The sequence below is a fragment of the Paenibacillus sp. JT31N17 genome (assembly GCF_056269255.1).
In genome coordinates, this window is sequence record NZ_JBWDNP010000001.1 from 1,509,304 (window position 1) to 1,532,828 (window position 23,525).

Annotated in this window: 17 protein-coding genes; all 17 read right to left on the minus strand. The window is 45.3% G+C overall.

Going from position 1 to position 23,525, the window contains the following annotated elements; translation table 11 throughout:
- Window positions 1–22: 22 nt before the first annotated feature.
- On the minus strand, window positions 23–841 hold the full coding sequence (locus tag AC0YOB_RS06330) for a carbohydrate ABC transporter permease (RefSeq protein ID WP_475770662.1): 819 nt from the start codon (window positions 839–841) through the stop codon (window positions 23–25).
- Between the two features lie 29 nt (window positions 842–870).
- On the minus strand, window positions 871–1,806 hold the full coding sequence (locus AC0YOB_RS06335) for a carbohydrate ABC transporter permease (RefSeq protein ID WP_475770883.1): 936 nt from the start codon (window positions 1,804–1,806) through the stop codon (window positions 871–873).
- Between the two features lie 89 nt (window positions 1,807–1,895).
- Window positions 1,896–3,212 (minus strand): ABC transporter substrate-binding protein, encoded by a 1,317-nt coding sequence (locus AC0YOB_RS06340; RefSeq protein WP_475792039.1) that lies wholly within the window; start codon window positions 3,210–3,212, stop codon window positions 1,896–1,898.
- 144 nt (window positions 3,213–3,356) lie between these two features.
- Window positions 3,357–4,985, minus strand: coding sequence for a response regulator transcription factor (locus tag AC0YOB_RS06345; RefSeq protein WP_475792040.1), 1,629 nt, complete (start codon window positions 4,983–4,985; stop codon window positions 3,357–3,359).
- Entirely contained in the window at window positions 4,960–6,822 is a 1,863-nt protein-coding gene (locus AC0YOB_RS06350) for a sensor histidine kinase (protein ID WP_475792041.1), read from the minus strand. The genes AC0YOB_RS06345 and AC0YOB_RS06350 overlap by 26 nt, the downstream gene beginning before the upstream one ends.
- 303 nt (window positions 6,823–7,125) lie before the next feature.
- Entirely contained in the window at window positions 7,126–7,872 is a 747-nt protein-coding gene (locus AC0YOB_RS06355; RefSeq protein WP_475792042.1) for a PIG-L deacetylase family protein, read from the minus strand.
- A gap of 28 nt (window positions 7,873–7,900) precedes the next feature.
- The gene (locus AC0YOB_RS06360) at window positions 7,901–8,887 is read right to left on the minus strand and encodes an N-acetylglucosamine kinase (protein WP_475792043.1); all 987 of its coding nucleotides are present in this window, start codon (window positions 8,885–8,887) and stop codon (window positions 7,901–7,903) included.
- Entirely contained in the window at window positions 8,887–10,395 is a 1,509-nt protein-coding gene (argH, locus tag AC0YOB_RS06365; protein WP_475792044.1) for an argininosuccinate lyase, read from the minus strand. The genes AC0YOB_RS06360 and argH overlap by 1 nt, the downstream gene beginning before the upstream one ends.
- A gap of 4 nt (window positions 10,396–10,399) precedes the next feature.
- Window positions 10,400–11,161 (minus strand): creatininase family protein, encoded by a 762-nt coding sequence (locus AC0YOB_RS06370; protein WP_475792045.1) that lies wholly within the window; start codon window positions 11,159–11,161, stop codon window positions 10,400–10,402.
- A 62-nt stretch (window positions 11,162–11,223) separates the two neighbouring features.
- Entirely contained in the window at window positions 11,224–13,749 is a 2,526-nt protein-coding gene (locus AC0YOB_RS06375) for an NEW3 domain-containing protein (protein WP_475792046.1), read from the minus strand.
- A 113-nt stretch (window positions 13,750–13,862) separates the two neighbouring features.
- On the minus strand, window positions 13,863–15,593 hold the full coding sequence (locus tag AC0YOB_RS06380) for an ABC transporter permease (RefSeq protein WP_475792047.1): 1,731 nt from the start codon (window positions 15,591–15,593) through the stop codon (window positions 13,863–13,865).
- Between the two features lie 15 nt (window positions 15,594–15,608).
- Window positions 15,609–16,691 carry an ABC transporter ATP-binding protein gene (locus AC0YOB_RS06385; RefSeq protein ID WP_475792048.1) on the minus strand — a complete coding sequence of 361 codons (1,083 nt, stop codon included), beginning with the start codon at window positions 16,689–16,691 and terminating at the stop codon, window positions 15,609–15,611.
- A 61-nt stretch (window positions 16,692–16,752) separates the two neighbouring features.
- Window positions 16,753–17,883: an extracellular solute-binding protein gene (locus tag AC0YOB_RS06390; protein WP_475792049.1), complete on the minus strand. Its 1,131-nt coding sequence runs from the start codon at window positions 17,881–17,883 to the stop codon at window positions 16,753–16,755.
- The gene (locus AC0YOB_RS06395) at window positions 17,870–19,081 is read right to left on the minus strand and encodes an ROK family transcriptional regulator (RefSeq protein ID WP_475792050.1); all 1,212 of its coding nucleotides are present in this window, start codon (window positions 19,079–19,081) and stop codon (window positions 17,870–17,872) included. Before AC0YOB_RS06395 ends, AC0YOB_RS06390 begins: the two co-directional genes overlap by 14 nt.
- Before the next feature lie 434 nt (window positions 19,082–19,515).
- Window positions 19,516–20,535, minus strand: a complete 1,020-nt coding sequence (locus AC0YOB_RS06400) for an Ldh family oxidoreductase (RefSeq protein ID WP_475792051.1) — start codon at window positions 20,533–20,535, stop codon at window positions 19,516–19,518.
- Window positions 20,536–20,546: 11 nt separating this feature from the next.
- Window positions 20,547–21,836 (minus strand): hypothetical protein, encoded by a 1,290-nt coding sequence (locus tag AC0YOB_RS06405; RefSeq protein ID WP_475792052.1) that lies wholly within the window; start codon window positions 21,834–21,836, stop codon window positions 20,547–20,549.
- A 27-nt stretch (window positions 21,837–21,863) separates the two neighbouring features.
- A complete protein-coding gene (locus tag AC0YOB_RS06410) occupies window positions 21,864–23,507 on the minus strand; it encodes an extracellular solute-binding protein (protein WP_475792053.1) in 1,644 nt (547 codons plus the stop codon).
- Window positions 23,508–23,525 lie beyond the last annotated feature (18 nt).

Genomic DNA, 23,525 nt, shown 5'->3' on the forward strand with positions numbered 1-23,525 from the left:
TTAAAATAATCAAGTATACGTCTTAACCTTTAACTCCACCAGCTGCCAATCCTGAAATAAAAGCCTTTTGATTCAACAGAAATAAGATAATAATTGGTATAATGGCCAGGACAGCTCCTGATATCAACATGTCGTAATTGTTCCCGTAAGGCGACATTAGGGAGGCAAGACCTATCGGGATCGTAAACATGGTGTTTGTGCGCAGCACGATCAAAGGCCATATGAAACTGTTCCAGTTCTGCATGGCAAGTAGTATCCCCATAGCTCCAAAGGCTGGCTGCATTAGAGGCGCCATAATTCTAAAAAATATACCGAATTCGGTGCAGCCATCCACCCTCCCGGCATCCATAAAATCCTTGGAAATCCCCCCCACATACTGTCGGAAGAAAAATATCGCCATGGGCGACACCATAAAGGGAAGAATCACTCCATAATACGTATTGATGATGCCCATACCGACAATCAGCTTGTATAAAGGAAGAATAAGAATTTCAAGCGGTACCATCATGACAAACAGCACCAAGGTAAAAATAATGTTCCTTCCCTTAAAGTAATAGGCTCCCAGACCATAGCCCACTAATGAAGAAAGAAACAGTGAGCTCACGGTATGAAAGGCGGTAATAAGAAGGCTGTTCCTGTACCAGTACAAATAAGTATCGCCTTTGCCGGTGAAAAGCAGCTTATAGTTATCAAGACTCATCAAGCTCGGTATAATTCTGAAATCCATCCCGTTTCTGAACAGCTCCGTGGAACTCTTGAACGAAGCCATAAGCATGTAATATAGCGGAAACAAAATGATAAAGCTGACGATCATGAAGAAAACAGTATTCAATAAGGTCATGCACTTCCTTCTAAGTTTACTATTCACACTCAGTCGCCATCCTTTTTGAAGAGTCCGAACCACTTCAACTGCACCAGGTTAATGGTAAGCACAATCATAAGCAGTGTAATTCCTATAGCCGATCCCATACCCATATCATTGCGCTGGAAAGCCTGCTGGTAAATATACCTTACAATGGTAAGTCCAATATCCCCCGGCATTCCTTCATTCCAGAATACAAAGCTTTCCCCGAACATCCTGTATCCTTCAAAAATACCAATTGTCAAAGTATAGATGATAATAGGTTTCAAAAGCGGTAAAGTGATTGTATATAACCTGGTAAATGCACTGGCTCCGTCTATTTCCGCAGACTCGTACAATTCCTTCGGGATGCTCTGAAGGCCGGCAAGATAGTACACCATATTGATCCCTGCATGTCGCCAAACGGTCAAGATCACCATCAGCATCATCCCGGTACTATAGTTCAACATCCATTTTTGTGGAGAAAACCCCAATTTGATCAACAGAGAGTTAATTAAGGCAGTATCAAGCTCGCCAAACATTAACCTGAAGGAAACGCCTGCAACAATAACCGAAGTCAAAGCCGGCAAAAAGATAACAGATTTGAACAACGTTTTGCCCTTTGTCAGCTGTGAATTCAGCAGCACGGCAAATACTATGGGGATCGGAATCAACACTATAATCGATAAAATTGTATAAATAGTAGTCGTTAGTAAGGCGTTATAAAAATGCTCATTGAACAGTCTCGAATAGTTATCAAATCCTATAAACCTTGCATTATTGAGCCCCAGCACCTCCTGAAAGCTCATCTTGAAGGTTGAGATCGTAGGATATAAAAAAAATATGAGAAAAGACAGAATAAAAGGTGAGACAAAAATGTACGGTGTCCATTTTCCCGAATAAAAAATGCTTCTAAAATTGAACCGTTTCTTCATCATTCTTTGGCTGAAACCCGAATTGTTCATACCTCTTAACAAACTTCCACCTCCTTTCTGTAACTCAGCTGCAAATAGAGACTTTTAGCTTCACATGCATTTAACCGGTTTCATTATTTTTACTGCTTGCGCAGCTCATCGGCGGCAGTCTTTAATGCCTGTTCCGGGGTTTGGCTCTGTTCTTTCAGCGACTTGAACAAGACATTCGACTTTACAATATCCTGGGAAGCGGAGCTCAATTCTCCCATATTAGGCGATTTAATCTCTTCTTTCATGTTGATAAGCACATTGAATACTTTTTCATTACTGAAGTACGCATCAGGATTCTGAAGCTCTGGAGAATCCCACACGTCCCATCTTATTGGGTCAAACTTCAGTTCCTGCCATATCCTTATATTCGACTCTTTGGAGAGTTTGGCATAAGCGAGGAATTTAACGGCAATTTCCTGATTCTTGCTCTGCTTGGTAACAGCTGTACCCGTCCCCCCCATTCCGGCAGACCTCGCGTTGCCTTCCTCCCAGATTGGCATCGGACGGACAACAATTTTACCTTTTAAATCCGGCATATAGTCTAAAAACCTGCTCATATACCACATTGGCATAATCAGTGAAGCCATTCCGCCTTTATTCATATAGGTAAAAAATTCCTCGGAGCCTGTAGCGCCTCCTGGCATGGGGATGGCAATTTTATCCTTATAGATCATATCCTGCATAGATTGCAGAGTCTTTATATTGATTGCGTTGTCAAGAATAACCCCGCCGTCTTTATCAAGATAGTCAGAGTCCTGCTGAACAATCATTGGCCAGAACGGCCTCTGGTCGGTAACCTCGAAAGCCGTCATGGGCTTACCTGTGGCTGCCAAAACCTTTTTCCCCGCTTCGATATAATCACTCCAGGTCTTAATGTTATCCGCACTCACACCGGCTTTATCCAAAATTTCCTTGTTGTAATAAACCACTGTAGCTCCTACATGGAAGTCAATACCATAATATTTTCCATCTTTACTGTAAATATCGAATCGGGATTGAATGAACTTATCTAACTCGGGTTCGATGATGTTATTCAATTCTAATAATTGAATATCACCTTTCAGAAAGTTTTGGAAGAAATTGATGTTTATATCGGCAATATCCGGTGCGCCAACTCCCGATTGCAAGGCAATCAAAAGCTTGTTGTGCATTTCTGCGTTGGGGTAAGTATCAATGGTTAATTCAACAGGCTCGTTGGGATTGCTTTTATTCCAAAGTTCAACCGTCTTTTCATAGTATCTTTTGTGCTGCTCCTGAAATGTCCACAATGACAACTTAGTCGGTTTCTGAGATTGATTAGTTCCACTTTGGGATGATTGTTCCTCTCCGCCGCTGTCGCTGCACGCTGACAAAATGGATGAAAGTAAGAACAGAATAGATACGGCAATAATGGAAACCCTTTTCATATGCTTCCCCCTCATATAAATGAATGCAGCGAATATGGCTACCCGCCTATATCTAATTATAAAAACCCATCCACCTATTTCGAACTCCAATTATTTGTACTCTACTCTAACTTTTTGATGTGGCATGGCATTGGACTGGCTCCGTTACCTGCGGTAGGCAAGCTCATATTCAAGAGGCGTCATGCCCGATACCTCTTTAAATACCTTAAAAAAGTAGTTATAATTGTTAAAACCCACCTGACTTACAATTTCTTTTAGCTTTAGTTCACCATTTTCTATATGTAGTTTGGCATTTTCGACCCTGACATGGTTCAAGTATTCGGCAAAGCCCATCCGGCACTCCTCTTTAAAAAGCCTGCTGAGATAAGAGCTGCTTACCCCTGCGAAGTCGGCCGCATCGATTAAAGAAAGATCCTTTCCGAAATTACGATGAATGAATTCGACAGCCTTCTTAGTAATTCTGCTTAGTCGGTTGTCTATTTTTATCCGCTCCAGCATAGCAATCAATTTACGGTTAAGACTCAGAACCCAGTTCTTAATTTCCTCGAGGGTCTCATATTTCTGGATCATATTGTAGGGATTATCCTCACTGGCATAAAGCTTAGACATCTCAATACCGGTATCTTTGGAAACTTTATTGACAATATTGATTAGTTCCACACATATTATTTGAGTTGATTTACTGCTTAATCGTAAAGTTACGATTTTATTAAAGGTTTTCTCAATCAGTCTCTCCGTGCTCTCGTATTCCAAATTTCTAAGAGCCGTATATATAGCCTTTTCATCCTTGATATCCAGGCAAAAGAAGCCCTCCTCATGCTTTTCGCTTGCATTTTCGAAAAAAATTTCGTTTTTCCCCTTATAATACTTGTCCTTCAATCTGGAATTTGCTTCGCTATACGCTTGATGTAGATCGAGTATTCCCTTGCAATCATTACTTACACCAAAACATGCCGTTATGTTCAAATATCTGGTAATCTCCGACCTTATTCTGTTTAAAATAGTATAAAGCTTATTATATATATACATCATGCTGATGTTCTTGCCTAAAGAGAAAATCACAATAAATCTCCCTTTTATTTCCTGGAAAATGACTGATTTCTCCCAATCGGCGAGTATCTCCTTAGATATATCCATACAGGTTTTCAACAAAATATCTATTTCTTTGGGGGAGAACTTTTCTTCAATTATGCGAAAGTCATCAATCTCAATAACAGTTACAGCCAAGCTCTGCGTATCGATTCTTATCTCCAGGGAGTCTAATTTTTTCTTAATCTCATGGATATCTGACAGGCTTCCCTCAATGAGCTTGTGAAAAAACTCATGACGCAGAACCACCCTCCCATTTATAAGCTCTTTGTTAAACTCACTCTGTCTGTCGCGTTCATTTTTATAATGCATTATGGAGCCTCTGGCTGCCTCAAGTATATCCAGCAAAACGACAGCATCCAGCCGGTGCTTCAGCACATAGTCGATGGCCCCCTTTTTCATACTCTGCCTAACATAATCGAAATCGTCGAATGCGCTTATAGCAATAATCCTGACTTGCGGACAGTGTTTTTCTATATGTTCGATCAGTTCTATGCCATTCGCTACAGGCATGTTCATGTCAGTGATAACGATATCAGGCAGTTCATGCTGTAGTAAATGGATTGCGTTTGTTCCGTTATTGGCTTCCCCCGAAATATAAAATCCATTGCATTCCCAGTCGATCATAGTTTTCAAGTCTGTCCGTGAAAAGGCATTATCATCCACTATAAGTACCTTCAGCATATTGGTCGACCTCCTTCTCTCCTGCGGCAGGAATGGTAATCTCTACAGTAGTAAACAGGTTCGAAGCGCTTTGGATGGAAATCCCGAATTGCTCCCCGAAATACAGCTTGATTCTTTCATCAACATTACGAATGCCAATACCGCTCAGGCTTCTTTCCTTAATTGGCAGGTTCCCCCGCAATAAATGGTTCATAACCTCGCTAGCGACCCCGACCCCGTTATCGGTGATAGATATTTTCAATTCGTTCTCCACCCTGTAGCCTTTGATGATGATCAAGCCCTGCCCCTCCGCAGGCTCAAGCCCGTGCAGCAGTGAATTTTCCACAATCGGCTGCAATATAAACTTTAATATTTGGCAGTCTAGAACGCCTTCCTCCATCTCAAAATGAACCTTGAACTTATCATAATATCTGTATGTCATTATATTTAAGTAGCTTTTTACATATTCGATCTCTTCCCTTAAGCTGATTAGTTCACTTCCTTTTCCCATGCTTGCGTGCAGCAGTTCGATAAGTGAGGTAATAATGCTTGCTATATTGTCCGCCTTCTGTTTTTTAGCAAGCCACCTTATGGTATTCAGAGTATTAGAAAGAAAATGCGGGTTTATTTGCGCCTGAAGGGTTTTCAGCTCTGCAAGCCTTTTCAAATTTTCTTTTCTTTTGACTTCATCAATAAGGAATTGAAGTTCCCTCACCATAGTATTGAATTTGGTCGTTACTACCCCTAGCTCATCACTGCTATTGTCCTCAATCTGAACTAAAAATTCGCCTGTTTTTACGTTATTCATGGAATTGACCAGCTGTTTTAAAGGCATTGAGATACTTTTGGATACGATAAGGGAAAGAAGGAGCGCTAGTAGAAAACATATAATTCCCAAAATAGTGATATAAATACCTAATCGAATGGACTCCTCGTTCAGATAGGAAAACGGTATCGTACTAACTACATACCAGTCGGCGCTTGGTATATAGTTATAGGCAATTAAATTCCGTTTTCCCGACACTGTACTATTAAATGAATATATATCTTTCTTTTTATTTTGTTTAATTTTCTCAATAAGAGAGCTGTCAAGATACGTCTTGGCAACTTGCATTTCAGGGCTCCGGCTGGAAATAACCGTACCTTTTCCATCCAATATAAAAACATCGGCACCGTCTCCAATGTCTATATCCTGATACTTTTTTAAAATATATTTCTCATTCACTCTGATCATAATATACCCAAGGGGTATTCCCTGCCGCAGTGATTTAAGGCTTCTCGTTAGCAGGATACCGTACTTACCGTAATTATTTATTCTATAGTCCGAATTCCAAGAAGCTTCTTCATTATTCCTGTCCTCAATTGTCCATATGGGAATACCGTTATTGAACAACGTCTCCTCAAGAATACGGTTCAAATAGTCAGGCTGCAGTTTAAATTTAAAATTAAAATCCCCAAAAGCAATGATTTTCTCTTTGTTCCTTGTATACAGAAGCACATCCGAAATGCTGCGGTAAAAGGTAAATCTTTTGACCAGAACATCATGCATTTTTAACTCTATATCATTTTTTTCCCATTCGTTGAGCGTATGAAAGGAAAGCAGCGTATTTTGAACGATATCCAGGAAGGCAATATCAATGCTGTCATTTTCAATTCGGACAAGTTCATTTTGAATATTTTCACTCACCTGATTCATCACCTGGATCGAATAAGTGCTTATCTTGGTCTTCATGGCTTCACTTGATTTATAGTACGTAAAAAGTCCGGTGGTTAGTAGTGGAACCAATGATAGAACAGCGAAGGAGACGACCAGTCTGTTTTGAATCTTTATCTGTCTAATAAGGCGATCCATCTTCATTCTCGCATTTCACCCTCTAGTACTCTCTTTTTCACTACTCTCATAATTATTATATAAAAACCCGTACATGCTTAGACTCGCGCATAAAAATTCGTTAAGGAACAGACAAGATGCTTACCTGATCAGTCGCTTTCGATGAGTTACGAGAATAAATAAAGCCGGCAGCCGAAATTTCAGCAGCCGGCCGTATAGGGATTTTACGTGATTTTCACTGCTCGAGATGACTGAGCTACAATAGCATTTGCCTCTAATTTTGAACATGATCCATTTGCGCGTGATACCCATCGTATAATGTTTACATGTTCAATAACAAAGCTCCACCTCCGGAATTCCTATGAAGGATTCCTGTATATATGTAAACTTCCCGTCTGCCCTTACCTTCGTATAATATTCAAACTGACCGATAACTCGAAAGACGCCTTGCATGACGCCTGGATAAACTCGATTAACAGAGTAAATTTGGCTTCTATGCGATTGAAGCGCCCTCCCTTTTGCTTCGCGATGTTGAATAATGTTCACTTTCCCGGTTATAGGAACTGCGCTGGATGGTGCTGAGTCTGAACAATAGTCATAATAATGGGGAATGGATGTAAAGTAAAAGGAGCACAACTGGGTTGGATTCAGTTTCTTCTCGGACTGAAGAATCGCTTGTACCGTAGCCTGAGATATTGCAATGTGATCCTGATGTCCGGTAACTCCGTTGGGAGGAAACGTGACGATAACATGCGGCTTCAGCTGCAGGATATAGGATTCGATCTTTGCGGCTACCTCGATTATGTCTTGATTCGCTAAACTTCCATCCTGATAACGGAGCAAATGCAAATTCGATACGCCTAAAATGTCGCAAGCGTGAGTCAGCTCCCGCTCCCGGACTGAGGCAAGTTCCTGCCTGCAGGTTACAAGGTACTCACCGGACTTTCCCCCGCAACCGGAAGTTGCGCATATCAGATAGATATCATGACCGGCTTCTCGATATTTCGCCATTGTTCCCGCGCAAGCGAACGACTCATCGTCGGGATGGGCAAAAACGAACAACAGCCTTTTTTTCATCTGACTCCTCCCAGAGATTCATGGTCCATCATTTATTCTTTCTTTGATAGTAGTGATCTAAGGCCAAAACCATCATTCCATAAATAGGCTCCTTTGCTCCGCTTTCTATTTGACCAAAGGGTGCATGTTTCATGAATTGATTTGTTACATATTCTCTCACAAACTCATTATTGTGTAAGACCCCGCCTTGCAATATGATTTGAAACGGCTTTGTATATAAATTTATTTGATCGAGGACTGCCTTAGCACATGCAAATAACTCCTTTGCAGCTTGCTTCATGATGGAAAAAGCCAATGGATCGCCTTGTATATGCGCTTGTGAGACAATCCTGGACAGCTCACCTACTTTTTCCACCGAAAAGCTGGTACTATAAATCCAATTAAACAATTCATCGTGATCCTTGAGCCCCAAATAAGGAAAAATATAATGGGCCAACTTGTTCGGAGCCATCCTTCCATCACTTGTTCTCAAAATGTGAATAATGGCTTGTTTACCGATCCAATACCCGCTTCCCTCATCCCCAACCCGATGACCCCACCCTCCTGCTCTGACAACCACTCCTTGATCATTCATGCCATAGACAATTGATCCAGTCCCGGCAATCATAAGAACTCCGGGTTGACCATTGGTGGCTCCCATTAGCGTAGCGAAGCCATCGTTTTCGATGATCAAATGTTTTGCACTAATGCGTAAATGCTGGAGGGCATCTTTGACAATCTCTTCGATGATCCTGCGGTCATAATCCGTATCCAAGCCGGCTAACCCGAGCGCAGCACAATCCGTTACTAATTCCTCTTCACCAATCACCCATTCTCCCATGAACTTGCAGTCCTCCAAGGCATTGCGAATGGCAAGGATGAGCTCTCTCACGGCAGCTTCCTTTCCGACTCCCTGATAATTACAGGAACCAGACCTGCCCTGACCTAGAATTTGGCCATACTCATCGAAGAAGTTGCATAGGCTTTTTGTGCCGCCTCCATCTAAGGCAAGGAGGGGAATTTGATGTGAAGACATTATGGGTTACCCCACTCCATCATAACTTCATCCAGAAACTGCAGGGCGGTATGACTTTTATGATTCGACTCGGTAAGCCATTTAGCGAGAGTCAGCTGCTGATGGCCACGATCTTGAATCATGCGGTTCATTTCTTGAGGATTTGGTCCTCCCGGCAAAGAGCGTATGTGAATAAAATTCATTGGATCCAAGGACTGCTTCAAGGTGTTTGTATCGATTGTTAGATCACGTCCTATGATTTCACCAGCTACTTCATTAACTAGTTCCCGTGTCATTTCATTAGGAGATAAACCTTCCGACATCGCTCTTTTTACCAATGAACTAACGATATGGTGGGAGGTGCGAAAGGAGAGATTGTCCGTTCGAACCAAGGTATCCGCCAGCTCTGTAACGGTAGCGAAACTGCTTGTTGTCCGTTTGCGAAGGACTTCTTTATTGACGTCCATAGTCCCCACTACAACGGCTAGCAATCGATAGATCTTGTCCATAAGTTCAAGAGACTTCCATGCATATGGCTGCATGTCGTCTTCGGTATCGACAATATCGCCGAATGGCGTATTATGCATCATCGTAAGGACGGAGTCCGCATTGCCCACACAGCTGGAAAGTAAGGCACGCATATGTTCCAGAGAAACAGGATTCCGTTTCTGCGGCATAATGGAACTGATCTGCACATAAGGAGCGGCTACCTTGATAACAGCAAATTCCTGTGTACACCAGAGCAGCAAATCCTGAACTACCCTCCCCAGGTTGACCGCTGCAAGTTTTATTGCGTTTGCCACCTCACCCAGATAATCCGCCCCGCCAATAGCATCATAGGAATTTTCTACAAGATCGTCAAAAGCAAGAAGCTCTTTCACACGGTGCCGATCGATAGAAAAGCCCGTCGTTGTGAGTGCAGCCGCTCCCATGCTGCTGTGGTTACAATTATTAAAAGCGGCCGTCAACCGCCGCAGGTCTCTAGTAAGGGAGTCCACAACAGCCATGATGTAGTGCGCCATAGTCGTAGGCTGCGCGTGCTGGGTGTGTGTGTAGCCAATCATCACGGTTTGGACATGCTCTTCTGCGAAGTGAAGAAGCTGCTCGCGCAACTGTAACGCGGATTGCATCGTGATGAGCAGCTTTTCCCGAAGTACTATGCGATAGATGGTGACGCCCATATCGTTACGGCTCTTGGCCAGATGCAAATTTCCTGCAACATCGCCTGCAAGCTGATGAAGCTGACTTTCCACCTGAAAGAATAAGTCCTCGTACTGGCCCGAATAACTGGAATGGCGGAGACCATCAAGATCAAGATTTACGATAGACTTCGCAATCTTGCAAGCCTCTTCTGGTGTTATTAATTGCTGCTCCTTCAGCATGATCAAATGAGCCTTATTGACAGCCATCATGGCCTCCAACAGATGCTGCTTGGCTTCATTATAAGATGGTTCAAGTACGGCTTCGGTATATGTTTTGCCCGGGAATACTTGACCTTCTTTTGTCAAAATATCCTCACGATTTCCCATATTGTTATTCACCTCCGTCATTTTTTACCGGCTTGTGCAGCCAATTTTCGATTAATTGATGTAAATTGGCACTTGCCTTCTCTATGATCCAATTTCCGGCTTGTATGGATATCTGTTGAATGTGCCCCGTATATCCATCCCACCCTTCGGGACTGCCTTCCACCAATATATAAGGCAGATCCGATATTGAAGGACTTGCCGTTAATTGCTCATCGCAATCCCTTACGTGGACCAAATCCTGTCGAAATGCTTTGACAACTGACATTTCATATGGACCTCCATGTCCTCTACCCTGTGTGCCTGTGAAAATTCCAGCTTCTTCCGCACTTTGTGCCGGCACCATTTGCCACCAGTTGACCAATAGAATATTTGCGTCCTTATAGGTAGCCGTTATCGCTTCGGCTGCCGTTCTCGACACACCCATATTCCCGTCATGTGCATTTAACAACAATATATTCCGGATGCCCAGTTGGCAGATCGAGTCAATAATTTCATATAGATAATTGGTTATGACAGAGGGACTAATTGAGATCGTCCCCGGAAAACGATGGGTTTTGCCAGGACACGAGGTGTAAGAAACAACAGGATAAATAAGCGGTTTTAAAGAAGGATGGAGACCCTTGGCGAATTCATTCGCCAGAATGACATCCGTACCCAGTGGAGAATGAGGCCCGTGATATTCGATAGATCCGAGCGGTAGCACCGCAAAATGAATCTCTTTAAGAATGGACTCTATATCCCGACCATGCACATCGATAATATCCATTATTAATCATTCCCCCGTTTGGTGAAGGAGGCCCATTCCAGGGCCTCCCTCTGTCCTTAAGGCTATTGTTTCAAGCTGATCATGTTCACAAAGAGGCGAATCGTGCCAGGAACCAGTTCAGGAATTTCACGGTACCATACAAGTGAACTATAGGTGTAGGTTCCTTTTCCGTATTTGGCAGTTAAGAATGTTCCGGTGAATTCCTTCTCTCCCGGGTCTCCGTTCGAGATCAGCTGCGTGTACTCTTTGCCCCACTTGGAAGGATTATAGGCTGAACGGTCTTGAACCCAATTGCTCCAATCCGCTTGTGTAATTTTATTAGGAGTAGTAAAGATCGGATGCTCAGGCGCTAGCATTGTTACCTTGGAGTTTTCATCCGTTACGCGCCATTTAATTAATGGCTCGCCGATTTCAATTGGATAAGGGGCAAGGTCAGGCTTCCAGTTATCCTCCGGCTTATGATACTGAACGACCAAATTTCCTCCATGCTCCACATAAGAGAGCAGTCTTTGATTGCTTGACAGCAGCTCTGGACGGAAACCATATGCGCGAATACCCAATACAATCGTATCGTATTGAGACAGGTCAGCCGATTGGATCGCTTTCTCATCGAGCTGTGTAACGTTCACACCAAATTGCGTTAAGTATTGATCGATATTATCGAACCCGCTGGATACATATCCAACTTTCAGATCTGCCGGCACTTTCAAATCAAAAGCCTGAATCTTCAATTCGGCTGGCTGGATCAAGTAATTTCTGCCAATATGAGAATACTCGATTACCTGTACATTCTCCTTGCTTGTGACCTTTCCACTTGTTGCCGTCGCGGTTACGGTATATTTGCCAACGGCCGTTCCGGCCGGCGCTTTGATCTGGAACGTTAGAGGCTTCGTCTCACCTTTAGCTACGAAGATCACTTCCTGGGATGCAGGTGTTACCGTCCAGCCCTTAGGCACGTTCAAGGCAACGGCCGTATTGGCTGCGCCTGGCGAGTAGTTGTGAACGGTAACCTTGACCGGGAGAGACTCTTCAATCTTCAACGTGTTTAGCACCGTTGCGTTAGGGCTTAACGACAGGGCAAATGCCGGCAGTACCGCCACTTGCGTGGATGGGGCAACATGTATTTTCCCCGAAACGCCATCTAACTGATACCTGACATCAGCACTTACGACAGAGGGCTGATAGACTTGAAATTCTGCTGCATTCAGCGGAACTTGAACTTCATAAGTAGCGGTTACCGTCTGATTGTAGTTTAATTGGTCAAACTTCGTGGTTCCAGCTGCTTTTGTTGTCCAGCCCTCTGGCACATTCAGCTGCAGCTGAATATTGCCCAGGTCGCTTCTGCCACCATTGTATGCAGTAACCGTCATCTTAACGGTTTGGCCTGCAACGATTTCACTAGTTTCCGGGTTTACCTTCACCACCATTGACGTTGCTTCCATACCTGCTTTGTTCAATTGATCTTCTTTCACCTGAAGACGATACAGCAGATCCGTCTTGACGCTTGCGTCCAGCGTCGAAGCCTTAATATCCATAATGGCAGTTTCGACATCCGCTCTCATTTCCTGAACTTCCCGTGCTACGTCAGTGAAAACAGGATATGCTTTTATAACTTCGTCCGCATCCTCGTTTAGTGCGCGTAAATCCTTGATCACTTTCTGATCTTTGCCCTTTGCTTCCACCTCATTTGCCAAATCCTCGAAGGAGAAGGCAATACCGTCAAAGAAATCCTGCTCTTTCCCCGAATTAGGTGATGAATTTAACTTATAATAGTTGTAGCCCGGTCCTTCTTCTACATGTCTACCCATCCCCTGACTTTTATGCATGAAGCGGGATTCTTCGCCTAATTGAACATAAGATGCGCCGTAGATTTCGTCATAATCCCCCACAGGAACGGCAACATTATAGTCCTTCTCATCGGCGGGTAGATACAACTTCTTGATCTGCCAAGGCTGGAGCCCTTTTTTCAAATGTTCCGGGAACACCTCAGGGTTAGCAGCGTCCTGAAAGGCACGAACCGTTATTACGTTAATGGCGCGGTGATGGCCGTGTGTAGATTCTTCATTGAGAAAAGAGGGAATGACAACATCGGGACGCAGCTCCCTTATTTTCCGAATAAGTCTTTCATAGACAACGGAATCTCCCCACTTTTGCAGCGTCTCATCCGGACTTTTGGAAAATCCGAAGTCAAATATAGGGTCATTGATCTGCTCGCTTAACATGCCCAAGGTGACATTAGTGATTTTGGAAGCTTCCTGCAGCTCGCGTGTACGAATAATGCCCAGTGCGTTGCCGAGCTCACTGCCAATCTCATTCTGGCCCCCTTCTCCGCGGTTGGCAATAACACTTAACGTATTGACGCCTCTTCCCAATGAAAGATAGGCAAGCATTGCACTATGCTCGTCGTCCGGGTGGGCTCCCGTATTCATGGCGCTGGCAATCGTGGTAAGAGGTTTAATGGATTTCCAGAGATCAACAACACCTCTATCGGCGCTGGCAGGCTGCGCCATACCAGGAAGCAGCATGCTTCCTAATACAGCAACACTAGTAATACTGGTGAACACCTTCAACCATGTACGCTTCATCACTTTGTCTCCTCCTTGTTTCTCCTCTGAGTGCTGAGCCGGAAACCGTGAATTTCCGGCTTGTTCTATCATGCAGCGGTTGTGAGCCTTAAGATCCCCGCGGAATGATCAACCTTTTATACAGCTGTCCCCGCTTTGTCGCCGGTCAATTTTTTAGAGAGAAAGAGAACGATAATGATGAGGATGATTTGCAGCACGCCATAAGCGCAGGCGGTTCCAAATTCAAAGGAATACATTCTTTGGAAAATTTCCACTGATATCGGAGCTGTACTTGATGTAAACAAGAGAATTGACGAGACGAATTCACCGATGCCTGTAACGAAGGCTAATAAGGTACCCGCCAGAATCCCGCTAAGTGACAGGGGAAATACGATACGGCGGAAGCTATACCACCATGACGCTCCCAAGTTACGGGCAGCCTCTTCGATGGAAGGATCCATCTGCATAAGCGTAGCTGACGTTGAACGGAATACAAGCGGTAAATGACGAACAAAGTAGGCTAATGGCAGAATCCAGAACGTCCCCACTAAAACTTGCCCAAAACTAAATGCTGACGGTGTACTGAAAGCCGTAATCAGATTAATCCCTACAACTGTCCCGGGTAAAGCCCACGGGAGCATGATGAATACATCCAGCAATGTTTTACCTTTAAATTTGAGACGAACCATCGCATAGGCGGCAGCAACCCCGAATATCACATTGCCAACCGTAGCAACAAAACTCATTTTGAAACTATTTGCAATAGGACGCCATGTCTTTCCGTCGGTGAACAATTCCACATAATGCCTGAAGGTATACTCAGGCGGCAGTATTTGTGTCGTCCAGGTACCATCGGTAGAAAAGGAGATGAGAATCAGCACCAGTATGGGCAGGAGCAGAATGATGACACCTATCGCAGAGAGTAACATGGCTATGTATTTTCCCCATGCACTCTTGACCTCTGTCCGGTGTACACTGACACCTTTACTCGAATTCTGGTAGCTACGCAAGCCTTGATACCAGCGCATGATAATGAGAAACAGGACGGAAACAATGGATAATAAGGTAGACTGTGCAGCCGCCATATCCAAATTCCCGTTGGTGCGCGACAAATAAATTTGCATCGTCATCGTTCTATCGATTCCAAAGATGAGTGGTGCCGTATAGGAGGCCATGGCAATCATAAATACAAGCAAGGAGGATGCGACGATAGCTGGAGTGAGCATAGGCAGTATGATGCGCCGCCATATGTAGATTCGTCCTGCTCCAAGACTTGCGGCCGCTTCCTCCAATGACGGATCCAGCCCTTTGATCGCGGCTGAAGCGGTCATATAGAAATAGGTGTACATCGTAAAGGTGTGAACCACGAGAACGCCCCAAACGCCTTTTAGTGAAAATGGTACGTGGTCCATCTCTAACCACAGCTTGAGAGTCCGGGGAATAATACCGCTTTCTCCATATAGAAAAGTGAATGAGAGCACGCCTACAAGCGGAGGCAGTGCCATCGGCACCATGGCGAGAATCATCAGCACCTTCCTGCCGGGAAACTCATAGCGTTCCAATAGAAAGGCCATGGCTACTCCTACTATCGCGCAGGTTATTACACTTAGAACGGAAATATAAACACTCGTCCAGAGCGCCTCCAAATTGGCGGTATGCTCTAGGCTGAAAAACCGCGCATAGTTTTTCAAAGAAAGACTGCTTTCCATGCGGATGCTCTGAATAAAAGTTTGATACAGCGGGAAAAGCACATAGGCAAGCAGCACCAGAAACAAGGGAGCGATTAATATATAAACGAAGTAAGGGGATGCAGTGAGGGAACGATGTCTGTTGTCAGGCTGAGGAGATCTTGTATTTTTGAACAACATGGTTTCATCCTCCACTTATTCTAAGAGATAAATACTTTCTTTGGGAATGTGTATCGCAAGCATATCATCACGCTGACGGACTTGGTGTCCCTGGTTGACGAACATCGCTTTAAACGTCCTATCCGCGGCCTCCGTCAAGTAATGGACATTCACACCGGTGAATTCGGAAATGACTACTTTTGCCAAGAATGTGTTCTCCGAATGATAAGACTCTGGCTGAGCCTCCCGGATAGCCTCAGGACGAATAGAAATGGTGGCTTGTGCTCCCACTGCAAGATGGCTACGAGAGTCACTATTCTTTATGAACCCGCACAGGACCAGATCAGGCGAAACCCGGACATAGAACTGGTCACCCTCGATTCGCTCCACGACTCCTTCCCACAGGTTAGACTCACCTATAAAGGAAGCGACAAATCGGTTGAGCGGCCGGTTGTAGATTTCATCCGGCTTTCCAACCTGCTGCACAACGCCGCCTTGCATGACCATAATCCGATCTGACATCGCCATTGCCTCAGCTTGATCATGCGTCACATAAATGGTTGTAATACCGGATTCAAGCTGCAGTCTTTTTATCTCCAAACGCGTCTCTTCTCTCAATTTGGCATCCAAATTCGATAAGGGCTCATCCAGGAGCAAAATATTCGGCTCAATTACCAGCGCTCTTGCAAGAGCAACACGCTGTTGTTGACCACCGGATAATTGATCAATACGGCGATTGCCGTATCCCTGCAAGTGTACCTGCCGTAGGGCGCGTTCTACTCTTTGGAGCCGTTCGTCTTTCGGCCGCTTTCTAACCTGGAGGCCAAAGGCTACATTCTCAAATACCGTCATATGAGGAAATAAGGCATAATTCTGAAACACCATCCCGGTATTTCGTTTATGGGGCGGCAAAGTCGTTACATCCTGATTGCCGAATATAATGCGGCCGGAGGTTGGATAGTAAAAGCCTGCGATCATTCTGAGCGTTGTCGTCTTACCGCATCCGCTTGGACCAAGGAACGTGAAGAACTCGCCGGGTTGAATTCGAATGTTCACGTTCTGAACGCCCGACACTTTTCCAAACTGCTTGGTTACATGTTCCAGAGCGACTTCGATCACGTACGGCGCCTCCCTTACAAAGTTCATGAAGAGGATCTGCGCATCCCGCCACTAAGCGGAATTACTTTGATCCTTTTCCTTTAATGTTTTCATCCCAATACTGCATCCATTCCATTTCTTTATCGGCCATTACCTTCCAATCAATATTCATTGGCTTCAACTCGATACCGTTTAGCCAAGCTGGAAGCGTATCTTTGCTAATATCTGTGCGAGTAGGAATCTGGAATAATGTTTCAGCCAATTCAACTCGAAGTTTGGAGTCGAATAAGAACTCATAAAATTTCTCAGCGGCCTCTTTGTTTTTGGCATTCTTCACCATGCCAACTCCGTCTACAAGAATAGGCGCTCCGCTTGCCGGATAAATAAAATCAAACGGCTGATTTTTCAAATTCTTCAGAATCATAATGTCCTGTAAGTTCCACAACGATAACGTTCCTTCTTCTCGGGCTAATTTCAAGTAAAGGTTAGTTGGATCCTGCGCATATTCTTTCGTATTCGCATCCAGCTTCTTGAGCCATTCATAGCCTTTTTCAGGTTCAGCAGCACCTTCCTTAAAAATCATGGCGGAATAGATGGTTCTCATCGTTCCAGATGCAAGAACACCCCGGATGATGACTTTGTCCTTGTATTTCGGATCAAGCAGGTCATCCCAATCCTTGGGAGCGTCTTCTGGTTTAAGCGCTTTGGAATTATACATGATCACCTCTGGCAGCAGCATTTCGCCATACCAGCGATCCTTTTCATCTTTGTACAAAGCCGGTATGCTGTCTGCGAAGCTGGGCTTGAAGCTTTCCAGGAGATCTTCATCGGCAGCAGTCATCAAAGCGGATTGCGTTCCGCCCCACCAGAAATCGGCTTGAGGATTGGCTTTCTCTCCCCGGACGCGCTCTAGAATTTGCTGCGCTCCCATCGTTAATACCTCGACTTCTACTTCCGGATGCTCCGCATTAAATTTTGGAATGATTTCATCGACGACACTTTTATCTCTCGCCGTATAGATGACCAGCTTTTGCTTCTCTGCCGATTTAGGCGCCTCCGCAGCAGCCGGAATGTCAGAGGGCGCCGAGGGGGGCGGCTCGCTATTATTTACGCCGCCCGGCGTGGAGCCTCCGCAAGCTGAAACCACGGCCATCATAGCTCCGACAAAAATACCCAAGAGCAATCTGTATACATTTCCTTTATTTGTTGTCATATGTATAACCTCCCGAAGGGTGTATTTTGTTGGATTTCACTACAGGGAAAGCTTCCAAAACACTGTGAATCGCCCCTATAATACCCGCTCTGGTATCAAGAGTCGCCAGCTTGATTTGAGGCACATAGGGAACCCACTCCGTCAACATGTTTTGGATTTTCTCTAAACCGCTATCTCCGATCTCAATCATCTCCCCGCTTAAAATCAACAATTCCGGGTCCAGTATGCTCACCATATTTGCGATTCCGTAAGCCCAATGCCTGTAAATATCATGTAATAATCGGCTTGCCGCTTCATGGCCATCTTCAGCATGCTGTATCAGCTGTTGAATCACGCCAGACTCCGCTTCGAGGGAAGGCAAAACTTTTTTTGCCTTTTCATAAATAACGGGTGCAGAGTAATTTCTTTCGAAAACCCCATATTCACCCCGGCGAAGCTTCTCAACCTGCCCCACCATCATATAACCGATCTCGCCGGATGCTTCTCGGGAACCCCTGTATAATTGGCCGTCTATAATTATGCCTGCGCCAATTCCCGTGCCCACATACATATATATTTGATTCAGAATGCCATTCCCGACGCCCTTATGAAACTCCCCTAAAGCCATCAAATTTACGTCATTATCGATCATAACCGGTATGCCTAACCGTTCTTCTATCTCCTGCTTAACCGGCAAACCCATCCACCCTGTGCTTGGCGCATAACTCACTGTTCCGTTGTTACGCTGTGTAATCCCGGGCAAACCTAAGCCTATTCCCAGCAATCGGGATTTTTCAAACCCACTTTTACCAAGCAAGGTTGAGAGACCCAATTCCAGATAACGAATGGCCATTTCGCCGTTTGTAGGCTGCGGCAATCGAAAGCTGTAATCAACCAACAAATCTCCACTTAGATCAGCGATGGACATATACAATGTACTGCCCTCAAAAATAGCCCCGACAACACCGTAGGCCTGAAAATTATATTCGAGCAGGATCGGCTTTCTACCGCCCTTGGACTCACCTATACCGACCTCATAGATAAGTCCTTCCTTTATCATTTCATCGACCAATGAAGATACGCATGGCCGGCTTAGTTCTGTCAGCTTAGACAAATCCGCTCTGGAAGCCCGTTTATTCTCCCGGAGCTTACGCAGAATCTCTTGCCGATTGATTTGTTTCATATACTTGCTGTTTCCTGTTTGACTGCGACCAAGCACCTTGTTCACCCCCTTTGATAGTTAAAATGACTAACAAAGTTATCTAGTACGAATCTTATTATGATTTTTCCGATTTAAGTACAACTTCAAAAAAAACGATTTAAAAGTGCGCTTCATGGCCTGCAGACTGAGCCTTGTTCTTACCTTAAAATAGTCCTGTCCAGATTGCGTCTGTATCCTTGTGTATCAAAGGTTTTGTTGTCGGTTGAATAGAACTTGATGTTGGCTGCTGATCGAAATGATGTAATGATTAAATGTGCAGACATAAACGACACAAATTTAAGGACATTCACCCGGATAAAATAAATGACATGCCACCTTTTCTTGGCATGTCATTTTATATTAATCAATTGAACAAATCGAAGTTCCTTTTTCTTTGCGCTAGCACATTCCTGTCCTGAGCGGGGCAAACTGCCAAAATTGACTTTTTACCGTTACTCCAAAATCTTAAGGCCGAATTTCCGTGACCATTCGTTCAGCTTGTCTACTAAACTGCTTTTCAGCTCAATGGCCTCTTCACGCAACAGCCGGGCTTTTCTTAGGTAAGACTGCTGGCCCGGAATTTGCAGGTTCGCGGCTCTTCCTTCCATTCGGTCCAGCATCTCGGTCGTTTTGTCTCGAAACGGCTGCTGTCCGAGCAAGCCGCCTGCGTTAATGCAAATGGCGGTATGGGACGGCATGCCCACCAAACCGGTGCCTGGCTGAGGCTCGTCGATAATTTGACCTTCTGACAATACGCCGGAAATAATTTCGCCAAATAACGTTAACCCGAAGCCTTTGTGGCTGCCCATCGGCAACCGGGTGCCCTTGGAAATGGCGTCGGGATCCTTAGTTGGCTTGCCGTCGGCATCGAGCCCCCAATAGCCGGGCACCTCCTCCCCTGCTTTCGCTTTCTCCGCCAATACCCCGTTGGAGGCATAGGCCAGGCAAGCGTCGAACATGATCGGATATTCGCGGTTGGTCGGAACGGCGTAGCCCATCGGACTTGTGCCGATGACCTTTTCCTTTCGGGCGGGAGCGCCCATCGTCGGCGCCCCGCGAGTAATAATATAGCTGATATACCCGTCCGCAGCAGCTTGCTCCAAGTAAGGCGCCGAGGACAGCAGATGGTTGGAATTGCGGATGGCGCAAAGTCCTATCCCATGCTCGTCCGCCAACTGCCGGGCCCGGTTCATGATAAACATCCCGCCTATTTCTCCTAAGCCGTTATCACCTTCATAATTTTCCAATGCGGCGAATTTGTGGATCAATGCGGTATCGGGATTCGCTTTGATCTTCCCCGTGGTCAGGCTCTCGATTCTGCCGGGAAGATCGTACACGTCGTGGTGGCCCACGCCTCTCAGCGTTGCCCGCATGAAGACCCCGGTAGCCACAGCCGCATTGTCCGGATTTAAGCCAGCCGCCTGCAGCAATTGGCCGATCACCCGTTCCAGTTCGGATAGTTGTACTCGCATTCAGGCCCCTCCTATCTTCTGATTTCGATTCCGGCTTCCTGTATCCCCTGCTTAACCGCATCCAGAAGTGCGAAGGTCGCCCCGTCGTAATGCCCCAGCGACAAGCCGTCAACGCCCAATGTACTTAAGATTTTGATGCTTTCGCGCACCAGTTCCGGCGTTGCGTTAGGTCTTGGCGCAAAAGCTGCGATCAGGTCCTTGTCGTATCCGATTCCCCGGCGTATTTTCAGAATCGTATTTTTTTTTCGTTTAAATCGGTCGGGAGCGCCTAACTGCTCGGTATAATCCGAATCTCTGACCGAATCCAGATAATCCTTCACCGCTATATAATCCAAGCCGACCAGCTCGGGATATTTCACGTAATTGTTGTAGCGGAAATCGGTATTCGGATTGGCAGCCTTAATGGACGCATGAACATCCTTGAGCAGGCTGGTCACCGACTTCATCCTGAATTCCAGGAACTGATACAAGGATGGATATTCCAGCAGCAGCCCTGTTTCAAGCAAATCGCTTCCCATCAGTACATGATTATCCATCACTGTCTCCAGATTTCTTGAAGCTGAGGCATGAACCAGATGCTCTAAATATTGAAGATCGCTAATGATTTTGTCCCAGTCATAGCCCATCGAGATCGCTTTTTCTCTGCAATGGCTGCAGAAGCATCCGCCTTTCACTACGCCGAGCAGGGCTCCGACCTTGTTCTCGGGATCATTCTCCATAAACCACGGCGCTTTTACGGGTTCACCGGTCGCAAACAGCCTCATGCAGGTTTGAATAAAGTCAATGTCATGATTTTTTACGGTATCGTAGTAAATGGCTTTCATATATTCTCTGACATGATCGTTATTGCAGCAAAAATGATCTTCAATGATATTGCCGTGTATATTTTTTTGCAGCACATCCGGGAACTCGGCCTTCGCTACTTCGCAATCAAAAAAGCTGTGGGAAATTTCCGCTCCCGTTTTCAGATTCTTTTTTCTTCCGTATACGGTTAACTCGTCGAGCCAATCCTTATCCTTCAGAAAATCTCTTGTCGAATACAGCGGTTTAAGCGGCGTGTTTTTAAAATTGCTCTCATCCATTCTGTAGTAGACTCGGCTGTCTTCAGGCAAATAAAACTTCCGCTTCGGGTTGTGGGTGTAGAACAGGCTGGTTAAGGGCCTTTTTTCCTTATGCATGATTCCCACCAAATAGACGCTGTTTACCAGGCTGTGCTCCATCACATTGTCAACGCAGGTTTCAACGCCTTCATCCGCCAAATCCCACGGATACAAGCTTGATGCCACTTCTTTGATATACATGTTTCATTCTCCTTCTCTATGTTCAATTTATTGGTAAAGATCTTTGGTTAAAAATGCCGTATCCTTGTTGGCTGCATACCAGTCCTTATACCACTTCTCGGCCTTTTCGCCGCCCGCATTTTTCCAGGTAGCCTTAGCTTGCTCAATCGCATCGTCAACGGTAAACGAAGGTCCCGACACGATCGCTTTGGCCAAAATATCCGAGATTTCCTTGCCTGTATTCGTTTCAATCAATTGGATATCCGTAGGCGTGGCCGGCAGGGTCGAGCGATGCGTAAAGCCGGGCTCGGGCCGGTCCTTCGATACATATTCTTTCTGGGCAATATCGATAAAGTTGATAAAATCTTTATCGATCGGCTTACTCGGATCAAGCGTATTTTTAAAATCGATGCATTTGTCAAAATAAAGACTGGAAGAACTGATCATATTAAAATCCGAGGCATACGCGACCTGCTTGGCAAGGTCGTCGTTGATGAATTTTGGGCAGCCGTCAGGCCCGGTCTTGGACTGGACGCCTTCAAGCCCGTAGTTAAGCGCATGTATATAAGGCTCGGAGTTCATAAAATCGATAAATTTTATGACCGCAACCGGGTCCTTGGCTGACGCGTTGATCATGCCGAGCGTCCGGGCGGGAACGCCGATCCAGGAGCTAAACTGGCCGAACGGACTCTTTGGCAGCTCGATCGGAGTAATTTCCGCATTGGGATTATTTTTCTTCAGCGTCACATACGACTGATAGCCCAGCTTCGTGGTCCCGTTATTGGCTCCCCAAATGCCCAATTTCCCCGTTACCCAGTCCTGCTCTCCTTTGGCGCCGGCCGTATCTACCAGGAAATCTTTATCAACGATGCCTTCGTCGTAAAGCCGCTTTTTAAATTCCGTTGCCGCTTTGAGTCTGTCCCAATCCCGGATCAGCTGCCCGTTTTCAACGACCCATCCGACATTTTGAAACATGTTGTCAAGAACCTGCCCGCTGACGAAGCTTAAGCTCATGCCGTACGTGTCGTTCTTTCCATTGCCGTCCGGGTCCAGGTCGGTGAAGGCTTTGGCGACTTTATACAGCTCCTCCGTCGTTTTCGGCACTTCCAGATTCAGCTTCTTCAGCCAATCGACCCGTATATAATAGGCGTGATTTGGCGTCACCTGAGTCGATACCGTGCCGACCTCATAAAGCTTGCCGTCCGGCTTTCTTCCCAATTTATCGAGCGTCGGGTATTTTTTTAGTAAATCCTTATATATAGTGCTGTGCTTTTCGATTAGATCGTCAAGAGGCATAACCAGCTTTTTGGAATATAATTCGTTCTTATAATCGGCCAAATATTCCATAATCAGATCGGGCGCGTTTCCGGCCGCAAACAGCGTATTGAATTTTTGCACGGATTCCCAGCGGGGAATAGGAACGAACGTGACCTCGACAGGACCGTTTTCGTTAATCCATTTGGTCCAGCGATTGTTTTCCAAGGTTCCTTCCGCTGCGGGGACAGCTCCCCGATCGTATACGCCGACCGTTATTTTCGGTTTCTTCTGGGGCTGCGCGTCCGCTTTTTCCGTCTTATCCGTGACGTCGGATGCCGCGCCGCCCCCCAGAGAGCATCCCGAAACGACGAGCATGCCAGCCAAAATGCCAAGTGCAACGATATGCAGCCGTTGTAATGAAAACAGCTTGTTCATTGAAAATCCCCTCCAATA